Annotated in this window: 14 protein-coding genes and 1 pseudogene; 2 read left to right on the plus strand and 13 right to left on the minus strand. The window is 66.6% G+C overall.

Annotated elements, in window-relative coordinates; translation table 11 throughout:
* Nucleotides 1–401: 401 nt before the first annotated feature.
* From WAW85_RS01605 to WAW85_RS01660, 12 genes and pseudogenes are all read right to left on the minus strand, one after another.
* Nucleotides 402–824, minus strand: coding sequence for a hypothetical protein (locus WAW85_RS01605; protein WP_422557915.1), 423 nt, complete (start codon nucleotides 822–824; stop codon nucleotides 402–404).
* Nucleotides 825–1,055: 231 nt separating this feature from the next.
* Complete coding sequence (locus tag WAW85_RS01610) at nucleotides 1,056–2,321, minus strand: hypothetical protein (RefSeq protein ID WP_422557916.1); 1,266 nt, start codon at nucleotides 2,319–2,321, stop codon at nucleotides 1,056–1,058.
* Nucleotides 2,314–2,868, minus strand: a complete 555-nt coding sequence (locus tag WAW85_RS01615; protein WP_422557917.1) for a hypothetical protein — start codon at nucleotides 2,866–2,868, stop codon at nucleotides 2,314–2,316. The genes WAW85_RS01610 and WAW85_RS01615 overlap by 8 nt, the downstream gene beginning before the upstream one ends.
* Nucleotides 2,865–3,053, minus strand: a complete 189-nt coding sequence (locus tag WAW85_RS01620; RefSeq protein ID WP_422557918.1) for a helix-turn-helix transcriptional regulator — start codon at nucleotides 3,051–3,053, stop codon at nucleotides 2,865–2,867. The genes WAW85_RS01615 and WAW85_RS01620 overlap by 4 nt, the downstream gene beginning before the upstream one ends.
* A 210-nt stretch (nucleotides 3,054–3,263) precedes the next feature.
* Entirely contained in the window at nucleotides 3,264–4,397 is a 1,134-nt protein-coding gene (locus WAW85_RS01625) for a tyrosine-type recombinase/integrase (RefSeq protein WP_422557919.1), read from the minus strand.
* 322 nt (nucleotides 4,398–4,719) lie between these two features.
* Nucleotides 4,720–5,025 carry a hypothetical protein gene (locus WAW85_RS01630; RefSeq protein WP_422557920.1) on the minus strand — a complete coding sequence of 102 codons (306 nt, stop codon included), beginning with the start codon at nucleotides 5,023–5,025 and terminating at the stop codon, nucleotides 4,720–4,722.
* An 11-nt stretch (nucleotides 5,026–5,036) separates the two neighbouring features.
* Nucleotides 5,037–5,354, minus strand: a complete 318-nt coding sequence (locus tag WAW85_RS01635; RefSeq protein WP_422557921.1) for a hypothetical protein — start codon at nucleotides 5,352–5,354, stop codon at nucleotides 5,037–5,039.
* 80 nt (nucleotides 5,355–5,434) lie between these two features.
* Nucleotides 5,435–6,331 carry a phage major capsid protein gene (locus WAW85_RS01640; RefSeq protein WP_422557928.1) on the minus strand — a complete coding sequence of 299 codons (897 nt, stop codon included), beginning with the start codon at nucleotides 6,329–6,331 and terminating at the stop codon, nucleotides 5,435–5,437.
* 69 nt (nucleotides 6,332–6,400) lie between these two features.
* A complete protein-coding gene (locus WAW85_RS01645; protein ID WP_422557922.1) occupies nucleotides 6,401–6,784 on the minus strand; it encodes a hypothetical protein in 384 nt (127 codons plus the stop codon).
* A 9-nt stretch (nucleotides 6,785–6,793) separates the two neighbouring features.
* Nucleotides 6,794–7,084, minus strand: coding sequence for a hypothetical protein (locus WAW85_RS01650; RefSeq protein WP_422557923.1), 291 nt, complete (start codon nucleotides 7,082–7,084; stop codon nucleotides 6,794–6,796).
* Between the two features lie 28 nt (nucleotides 7,085–7,112).
* Nucleotides 7,113–7,994, minus strand: coding sequence for an aldo/keto reductase (locus WAW85_RS01655; protein WP_422557924.1), 882 nt, complete (start codon nucleotides 7,992–7,994; stop codon nucleotides 7,113–7,115).
* Between the two features lie 55 nt (nucleotides 7,995–8,049).
* Nucleotides 8,050–8,684: pseudogene (locus tag WAW85_RS01660) on the minus strand (helix-turn-helix domain-containing protein).
* Nucleotides 8,685–8,833: 149 nt separating this feature from the next.
* Here WAW85_RS01660 and WAW85_RS01665 point away from each other — a divergent pair.
* Complete coding sequence (locus WAW85_RS01665; protein WP_422557925.1) at nucleotides 8,834–8,998, plus strand: hypothetical protein; 165 nt, start codon at nucleotides 8,834–8,836, stop codon at nucleotides 8,996–8,998.
* Nucleotides 8,964–9,467 (plus strand): SDR family oxidoreductase, encoded by a 504-nt coding sequence (locus WAW85_RS01670; RefSeq protein WP_422557926.1) that lies wholly within the window; start codon nucleotides 8,964–8,966, stop codon nucleotides 9,465–9,467. The genes WAW85_RS01665 and WAW85_RS01670 overlap by 35 nt, the downstream gene beginning before the upstream one ends.
* On the opposite strand, the gene WAW85_RS01675 is transcribed toward WAW85_RS01670, so the two are convergent.
* The gene (locus WAW85_RS01675; RefSeq protein ID WP_422557927.1) at nucleotides 9,464–9,889 is read right to left on the minus strand and encodes a hypothetical protein; all 426 of its coding nucleotides are present in this window, start codon (nucleotides 9,887–9,889) and stop codon (nucleotides 9,464–9,466) included. The two genes, WAW85_RS01670 and WAW85_RS01675, sit on opposite strands and share 4 nt — an antisense overlap.
* Nucleotides 9,890–9,951 lie beyond the last annotated feature (62 nt).

A 9,951-nucleotide genomic window follows, 5' to 3' on the forward strand; every position in this document is an offset into this window, starting at 1 on the left:
ACAGGACCGTCGCGACTTGGAGGTCGTGTTCGAGGCCGGCGAGGACGAGGCGGAGGGCGCGGGCTTGGTCGGTGGCGGTGATCTGGAGCTGGTGGTCGCTCATGAGAGGGCCTTTCGTCGGGTTCTGGTGGGTGGTTTCGGGGGTGGTGGTTGTGCTGCGAGTACGCCGATTTCGGCGCGTTCTCGGGGTGTGAGGGTGTCTGCCCAGGCTGTGCAGGCGTCGAGGGCGGGGCAGGTGTGGCAGATCGCGACGGCTTGGGCGTGGCGGCCGGTGGTGTCGGGCCCGGTGTCGAACAACTCGTGTTTCCCAGTGCAGGCCGGGTCGGTGAGTGAGGGCAGGCGGTGGAAGATCGCGGCGAGCAGTGGGATGGGGCCGGGGCCGTCGAGGAGCGGGTGGTACATCAGTGGACGACGCGCAGTCGGGGTCGGGTCAGCAGCTGCGCCTTCAGCTGGCAGTGGTCGGGCCAGGCCCACATGATGTAGCGGCCGTTGCTGCGGTGCGCGTCGTCGCGTGCGAGTTCGCCGCGGCATAGTTCGATGGGGCCTGGCCGTGGGTCGGGGGTGGGTGTCCAGGTGTAGGAGAACCGGTGCCCGTACTCGATTTCCACGGTGGTGCGGATCGGGCGGCCGTCGCTGTAGGTGGTGAACTCGGCGAGGGCTGCGACGAGGAGACCGCGCGCGTTGTCGAGGGTGTCGAGGGGGATCGTGCAGCAGTCGTCGTGGTGGCCGTGGTCGCCTGCGGTGTCGGTCACCCAGTCGGCGCTGGTGCGTGCTTCCCAGGCGGCGTAGAGCAGTCGGTCGGTGGCGGGGTTCGGGGATTGCATCAGCGGTTGTCCTTTCCGGCTGCGGCGAGCGCTGCGGTCACACGGTCGGTCATGCCTGGAGTGGTAGCGGTGATTCCGCCCGGTGGTGCCTCGCGCGTAGACACTGGCACGGGTGGCACAGGTCTGAGGGTGGCGACTGTAGCGCTCTGACCTGCATGTTCATTGCCTTTCTGACCTGTGCCACCTGTGCCACGTGCCACGTGTAGTGGAGGGGTGGCAGCGGTTGGCTGTTCACCTGGGGGGGTCCACAGTGGACCTCGGGTCCACATGCTCTGACCTGCGGTTATCTGATGTGGACCGGGGGTCCACGTGGACCCCTTGTGTGATCGCATAGACCGGAGTGTCTGGGGCGTCCTCGGACGAGACCGCGTGCACAGCACCGTCTTCGATCAGAGCCTCAATCGCGGACGGCACATCGGATCGCCAGTCCGATCGGGCGCGGCGAGCCAACGCACCCTCGGTCTGCGGGCCGTGACGTTCGATCCACCGGAGCACCGCGGTCTTGGCGCGCTGCAGCTTGCGATCACCCATCACTTCGTCTCGCTCGGCGGCCGCGTGAGCCTTCGCCCGGTTCGCCTGACGTGCGATCGCGCCGCGCTGCTCCTGAATCCGGTCGCGGGTGCGAGCAGATCGCCGCATGAGGATGCCGGCGAGTTCCCAATCTTCGGCATTCATCTCGTGCGTCTCCTGGCGCAGCAGCATGAAACCGGCGGCAACTTTCAGGCGCGTGAACATCACGTGTCCATCGAGCGGATCGACTTCCCCGGACTCGGTGAGGACGTGCCACCGGTGTTCCTCGAGGGCGCGTTGAGCTTCGTCCGGGATCTCGATCTGCCCGCCGATACCGTTCACGTCGACAGTCAGGGGGTTCGGCCGTGGTGGTCGGACCTTCGGGGCGGTGTGGTCGGAGACCGGTAGCCAGATGACGCGCTGCGCGGTCCCGGCGGTGTCGTCGAGCAGCGCGCCGGCCCGCTCGGGTTGCACGCCGATAGCGAAGATCGCGCGGTAGCTGTGCGCGGGCGCGTAGCGGCGTGAGCCCGCGTTCAGCTGCCCGATGGGCTCCCCGGACCACACCTGTCGGATGGTCGACATGAGCGTCGACCCTTGGCGCTTGGCGATGGCGGCGAGCCCGTCGACTTCGGAGACGTCGATGATGGCGCGGCGGCACTCCTGGTGGCCTTCGCGGTCGGGCGCGAACAGTGCGGCCATGCCTTCGCCCGAACCGACCGACCACCGTTGTGCTTCGTCGGCGGGTCCGATGATCTTGACGGCGTGCTGCGCGGCGCGTTCAGCGCGTCCTTTCCCGGCACCAGACTGGCCGACGTAGGCGATCGCCAGGTTCAGCGATCCGCCGTCAGGGAGTTGTAGTTCCGGGTCGGTGGATGCGATGACGTTGCCCAGCACGCCGATGAGGACCGCGTAGGGTCCGGTGCCGGTCGACTGCGCGTAGCGGTAGATGTGCTCCAGGATCGGGCGGCGTGTCCAGAACTCAGACATCGGCGCCACCGTGCTTGCGGAGCGTGGCGAGTGAGTCGCGGACCGCGCGGACCGCTCGGCCCTCACCTTCGAGGAGCGTCCAGAGGTCGAGCTCGGGTGCGGTCGCTGCACCAGTGGTGAGCGCGTGGCCGGCCGCGGCGATCCGTGCCCGGTACACCTCGGCCAGGACGGCGGCGGCGAGCTCGGTCAGTCGTTCGGCGTACTCGCGCGGGTTCGACGCGGCGAGCATTCGGGCCTTGACGAGTTCCCCGGCGTGGCCGTCGTAGCAGCCTCGGCGCAGCAGCTCGGCGTTCAGGGTGACGGCGCTGGGGACGCGGCCAGCGTTGGCGAGCTCGAGCGCCACGTCGAGGGCGGTCGCGGTAGGGGCGTCCAGCAGGCGGACGTCCTCGGGGCGGCAGAACCGCAGCACGGTGGTGACCTGGCGGCAGGCGGCGGCGTCGATGATCGCCGACAGCAGCGCGACGGTGGTGTTAGTCTGAGCTCGATCTGCTGAGATCTGTTGACCGGCCCCGTTCCCCCCGGGGCCGGTTTCCTTTTCTGGACTCACGCGGCACCGCCGATCCACGCTTCGAGGTCAGATTCGGTGATGCGGATTGCGCGGGGGCCGATTCGCTGCGCGCGGAGCGTTCCGTCTGCGATTCGACGGCGGATCGTCTTGGCAGAGAATCCGGTGATTTCGGCGACCTGGTTGATGTTCAGCAGCCGCGTGGCTGCCGTTGACCTGGCACTCATCTCTGAGCCCTTTCGCTTGCCCGTAGCTGCCCCTCGTGGGACAGCTGGGCGCATGGTTCCCCCGGTCAGGGACAGCACGAACGCTCGGTCGGGAGCGTCTCAGCGTGGCGAGATTTCCTGTAGTGCCAGGTCAGAAGGGTTCAGTAGTGGCCGATGTCCACCTAAGCAGGTGACGAGGATCACACCTGTTCGGCGTGTCGTGCTCGGTAGTTACTGGTCGGGCTCGGCCAACAACGACATGCGCGCGGCTATCTCTGCGTCCCGTCCGGCCGCGACATGCTGATACCGCATCGACATTTCCGGGGTCGTGTGCCCGAGCCTGCCCATCAGCTCCTTCACGGTCGCCCCGGCCTGGGCGGCGAGCACAGCTCCTGTGTGGCGCAAATCGTGAACGCGCATCGTCTCCTTGCCCTTCGGCAACGCGGCCTTGAAGGACTTCGTGAAGGAGGACTGTGACAGCCGCTTCCCGCGCGTCGTGCGGAACACGAGCGATTCTGGACCGCGGCCGGTATGCGCCTTGATGTGCACGGCCAGCAACTCGGCAACGTGCGGCGGCAGGTACACGTCACGGACACCGGCATCGGACTTTGGCGGCCCGACCACCATCTCGCTGTCGACGCGGACCGCAGCGCGCCGGATCTTGAGTACGGTGCCGGCGTCGGTCCGCACCACGTCCTTGCGGCGCAACTCGATCAGCTCACCGAACCGCAGACCAGCCCACGCGGCGACAGGCACCGCGGCCCGGTACGCCTCGGGCATCTTCGCGGTGACGGCATCGAGCTCGGCCGGGGTGAGGATGTCGAGCTGGCGGCGCTTCGGCGTCTGCCCGGCGCCCTTGATCTTGCACGGGTTCTCATCGATCAGGTCGTCGTCGGCGGCGGTGTTCAGGATGGTGCGGAGCAGTTGGTAGGCGTGAGCCGAGCGGGTCGGCGTCTTCGGCCCGAGCCCAGCCCACCACGTTCTGATGAGCGCCGGCGTGAGGTCGCTCAGGTACTCGTCACCGAGCACCGGCAAGATCCGCGAGTCGAGCAGGTCACGGTAGAGCGCCCGGGTTTTGGGGGTGAGGTCACGCTCGGGTAGCCACTGGTCGGCGAACGCGCGCAGCGTCACCACCTTCACCTTCTCGGTGTTGGAGCGATCCGCGGGCGGGGTCCACGCTCCCATGTCGATCAGTCGACGCTCGGCGGCGAGCCAGCCCTCGGCGCTGATGTCGTCCTTGAAAGTGTGTGGTGCGTTGTAGCGGACACCTGAGCCGCCGGGGTCGAGGTAGGACGCTTGGAACCGGCCGGACGCCAGCTCGCGCATGTAGCCGAACTTGCGCCTGCGCTTCCGTTGCCGTGTCATTCGTGCGATCCACGTGCGATAACAACGTGTTTGCGTGTCCCGTTGTGCCTGTTCGTGTCCACATGTAGAGTGTGGAGCACCTGAGGTCACGCAGTCAATAGCCGCAGGTAGACAACCAAACAGCACTCACTTCTAAGGCCAGGTTCGAGTCCTGGCGGCGGAGCAGGTTTGACCAGCGCAAACGTGTTGGATGGCGGTAGTTGTGCCAGATACGTGCCAGACGGTGGCATGACTAAGGCCCCGAACCGCCTGGTCCGGGGCCTTGTCAGCGTGTTGGAGACGCGGCACGGTCTCCGAGATATTGAGTTGTGACTACATCATCTCACCCTTGGCCCAGGCTCATGAGGACCTCGTAGTGGTGGTGTCGGCCACCGACGCGGTACGGCATGGGCAGACCCTCCAGGGTGTAGGTCTTGGTCCTCCAGATGACCGTGGAGACTTGCTCAATGCGCGGATCTGCCACCACCAGCCGGTAGGTGGTCAGTGACGTGGACCGGCCGCGCTGGGCCTGCTCGGTGCCCGAGATCGGGATGACTGTGGCCCGGATGGGGACGTTCTGGGTCGGGATCGGGTCATCGTTCTCATCTCGGCCTCCGCCGATCTTGAGGGTGACCGAGTCCCGGAGCATGAGCGCGGGCACTATGCGGCCCTCCGGCGGTACCGATTGAGGACCGTGAGCTCGGCCAGGGTGAACCCGTTGAACGCCTCGGAGAAGCTCACCACGCCGGTGGCGTACTTGAGGCCCTCGGGGTTGGCCAACATGCGCGCCGAGGCCATGAGGATCACCGCGTCCACGCCGGGACGGGTGGAGCCATCGGCCTTGAGGTGAGCTCCGCGGGTGTAGGCGTCGCACATGGCCGAGGCCATCGTGACGGCCTGGGTGGCCTGGGCCATGAGCGCGGTGTCGGTGGTGTCGGCCCCGAGCCACTTGACCAGATCAGTGTTGGTGACGGCCATCTCGGCCTCCTGTTCCTAGTGGAAAGGCCTCGGCCAGAGGAACATGACAACCTCCGGCCGAGGCCACGATTGGGGGCCGACTAGGCCGCGGTGAGGACCGTGACGGCCTCGGGGTGCAGGAGCCCGAGATCGTAGCGGGTCACCACGCGGATGGCCTGCTCGTCGTAGTCGGCGTAACGCTCGGACAGGACGGTGACCGAGGGCTGGAGATCCCGGACCACGGCCACGTTGCTCATGTCCACCAGCGCGGCCTTACCCTCGGCCAGCTTGTTGGTGACGATGACCGGGACGCCGAACAGGGTCCGATTGCCCTCGGCCGTGAGATCCGGCTGGATGAGGTAGCGGCCATCGGCGTCCTTGATCTTGCTCAAGGCGTAGAAGTCCGCGCCGGAGATCATCCAGTGGGTCGGCGCGATCTCGTTCGACGCTGCGATGGCCAGCGCGTCCAGGAGCGAGTCCGGCTCTGCCACGTCCAGGACGCCGGTGGAGACGCCGGTCTGATTCAACAGGCCGGTGACGGTGTTCCCGGTGCCGGTGCCACCCAGGAGCGCGTCGTCCAGCTTGTTGGCCACGTCGGTGACCAAACGCTGGCGGAGGACCGCGTCCAGGCCGACGACGGACTGGCGGGCCAACTCGTTCGAGAACCGGATGAGGGTCTTGATGGACTTGAGCGTGGACGGCGTGAGCGAGATCTCATCGAACTCCACGTCCCCCTCGGGGATGAGCTCGGACTCACCGACCCAGCCGACCGAGGCACCGGCGGTCACCCGCGGGATACGGAGCGGCTCCGAGGAGTCGAAGATCTTAGGGCCAGCGGCCAGGACCACCGAGGCGGCCTCCAGGGGCTGGACCAGGAGGCTGGCTACCTGTTCCTTGAGGAGCGCGCCGTTGGTTGCAGTGGTTTCAGCCATGGTGATGGTTCTCCAGAATTGAAGCGGTGGAATGGATTCCGCGTCTGGAGCACCTGGCCCACTCAGCGATAGAGCTACGAAACGGCACCGGGCCTCATCCCACTATATGAGATGTGGCCCGGTGTCGGCAATTGGTTAGGGCGTGTAGTTCAGCGTGAGCGTGCCGACCTGCGTGTCTGCCGATTCCCTGTCGGGGCCGTCGAACAACGTGATGGTGAACGTGTGCGGTTGCCCGAGATCGATGCCATCCGGCAGGTAGTGGTTGAAGTTGATCTCGGCAGTGGTTGTGCTTCCAGATCCTCCGTATCCCAGCCGCTCCGCGGGCCCACCGTCCACCGCCATATGGGCGTTGGCGTGGAACGGGAGGAGTCCGCGGCGCTTCTTGGTCGTTGATTGAGCGATGACGCTGAACGCAAGCATTCGTGGAGGCACGAGTACCGGAGGGATGACGTGAGCCGTCACTCCCGGTACTGACGGTCGGAACTCGATGGCAGATGAGAGCGTGAGCGTGCGGTCCATTCCGACAAACTACGCGTTCTGGCGGAGGATTCCGAGGAGATCCACGCCTCCCGAGGCCGCTCCCTTGGCTCCCTGGGCGGCGGCGTCGGGAGCGAACCGGCGCGCCTTGAGGTGAGGCTTGGCGGCCAGGAGCTCCTCAATAGCGGCCTGGAGGGCCTCGGGGTCCTCCAGGTGGGCCGCGTCGAACTCCAGGTCCGCGGGGTCGGCCAGCGCGCCGGTCTGCTCCACCTGGAGCCGGTGGAGCTTGGTCTCCAGGTCCTTGACGCGGGTCCGGTACCCGGCCGACTCCTTGCGGAGCAATCGTGGTGCGAGGTTGTCGATGCATCGCTCAGGCCTCGGGAATGTCGCGGCCGTACGACTCCATCGTGATCGAGTCCGGTTCCGGGCCGCTGCGCACCCCGGTGTCCAATGCGTCGATCCGCGCTAGCTCATCGGCGGTCAATGCAAAGTCGAAGACGTCGAAGTTCGCGGCGATCCGCTCGGGCTTGACTGACTTCGGGATCGCCGAGCGCCCCTCCTGCAGGTGCCAGCGCAGCATGACCTGCGCCGGGGTCTTGCCGTGCGCGGTGGCGATGGCACCGATCACCGGGTCGGTGAAGGTGGAATGGCCGGCGTCGCCGGCGTAGCTGGTGATCCCGCCCATCGGCGACCAAGCCTGGGTGAGGACGCCGTATTCGGCATTGGCCTGCTGCACGCTGGGCTGCGCGAAGTAGGGGTGTACCTCCACCTGGTTCACTGCGGGCGCCACGTCCGTCTCAGTCAGCAGGCGAGCCAGCACCTCGGGCATGAAGTTGCTGACGCCGATCGCGCGGACCTGACCGTCGGCCAGCAGTTTCTCGAGCGCCCGGTACGCGCCGATCGTCTTGGTGAAGTCGGCGGTCAGCGGTTGGTGCAGCAGCAGTAGGTCGATCGTCTCGACGCCGAGCTTCCCGGCGGACTTGTCGAACCCGCGCAGCGCCTCGTCGTAGCCGTAGTCGTTGATCCAGAGCTTCGTCTCGATGAAGACCGCCGACCGGTCCAGGCCCGAGGCGCCGATACCCTCGCCCACCTCGCGCTCATTGCCGTATGCCGCGGCCGTGTCGATCAACCGATAGCCGACGCGCAGGGCCTCGGTGACCGAGGCGACGGTCTGCTCGGGTGGGGTCTGGAAGACGCCGAATCCGAGTGCGGGGATCTCGACGCCGTTGTTCAGGGTGATCAGGTGGCTCATGGGCTCCACGCTAGGCCCGGCGCAGGACGGACGGGAGGAACTGGGAGTTCGTGGATCAGTGCTCGCGGCTCAGCAGTTGCAAGCGCTCGTCACTGGGCGAGCCGGGCTCGGCGGTGAAGGCGAACATGAACCAGTCCGGGTTCGCTGGCAACTCCATCGCCTCGTAGTGCAACTCCAAATCGCCGACCACCGGATGATGGATACGTTTGAGTCCGGCCCGATGGTGGCGCACATCGTGCCGGGCCCACCGGTGCGCGACCGTGTCGCTGCGGGTCACGAGTTCGCCGATCAGGTCGGTGAGCTTCTTATCGTGCGGGGTCTGGCCAGCGTAGGTGCGCAACGTCGCCACCACACCGTCGGCGTCACCGTCTGGTTCACCGGTGGACTGCGTCGCCGACGGGGCGCTGGCGGTCCGGCTGCTCGGGCGAGGTCCGCCAGATGATCGGTTTCGGCCTCGTTCAACTGCAGAGCGCGGGCGAGCGCATCGAGGACTTCCGGGGAGACTCCGGCAAGGTCACCACGCTCCATCCGTGCGTAATACTCCACGCTGATCCCGGTGAGCAGCGCGACCTCCTCGCGTCGAAGGCCTGGCACGCGTCGCCGGCTGCCAGCAATGAGGCCGACCTGCTCCGGGGTGATCCGGTCGCGGCGCGAGTGTAAGAACTCAGCGGCCGCTGCGCGATTCTCCATCTCAGTAACCGTAGCCGCGTGGTCTGCGGTCTGAGGGGAACTGCCAGTGCCTCGTTCGCTGCTGCCGGAATGCATAGTGTTCGACCCATGAGTAGCACTAAGAACAATGGCCGCGTTGCGGTCATCACCGGAGCTTCCTCGGCTATCGGGTGGCGCTACTGGCCCGGCGCGTCGACCGTATCGAGGCGATCGCCCGGGAGCTGAGCAATGGGTCGATCGCGATCGCGGCCGACGTCACCGATCGGGACCAGCTCCTCGTCGCCGCGCAGCGCGTGCACAGTGAGCTCGGCGGCGCGGACGTACCTACTCAATAATGCCGGCGTCATGTTGCTCGGGCCGTTCTCGTCCGCACGTCACGCGGACTACCGCACCATGGTCGAAGCCAACCTGCTTGGCGCGATCACCGCCACCGAGGTGTTCCTTGACCAGCTCAAGGACGGCGGCGGAGATCTCGTCAACATCTCTTCGGTTGCCGGACGCACCGCACGCGCCGCCAACGGTGTTTACGCGGCCACGAAGTGGGGCATTAACGGCTGGTCGGAGTCGCTGCGACAGGAACTGCTGCCCGATGTCCGCGTCACGCTGATTGAGCCCGGAGTGGTGGACACCGACCTGCCCAGCCATATCACCGACGAGACCACCCGAAACGCGGTGCAGTCGCTCTACGACACCGCGACCGTGACACCCGAAGAAGTCGCCGAAATCATCTCCTTCGTCCTCTCCCGGCCGCGCCACCTCGCCATCAACGAGGTTCTGCTGCGTCCCGCCGATCAGCTCGGCTAGGACCGCACGAGGCCGGTGATGCACCAGCCCTGGACTTCGTCGCGGCGCAGATTCACCTTGTAGGTCGCCGCGGGCTGGCCGGCGACGGTCACGGCGAGGTGGCCCTGACCCAGGTCGCCGTCGATTCCGACGGGGGTGGTGACCGTCATCGAATCAGCGACCCAGGGCGCACCGTCCAGGCTCTCCTTGCCCAGGTACGGCTGCTGGTTGTCAGGGCAGACGTTCAGTTCGACGGCGATCTCCAGGCCATCGCGGTTGTAGAACTCGGCGAAATGCTCGACCTGGGTTTGCGCGATGTGGGCGTTGGTGGCTGAGTCCTTGGGCTTCAGATAGTCGCCACAGCCGGCGACGCTGCCGACCACCAGGGCGACGCCACCGGCCATCACTGCAGTACGGACGCTGATCGGGAGCGGAGGTTGCATAACTCGACAGTACCGGCATGGCCCCTGACCTGGGGAGTTGTGTTCTTGTTGGGGTGTGTGTA

The organism is Gordonia sp. (in: high G+C Gram-positive bacteria), from assembly GCF_049299075.1.
Lineage (GTDB): Bacteria > Actinomycetota > Actinomycetes > Mycobacteriales > Mycobacteriaceae > Gordonia.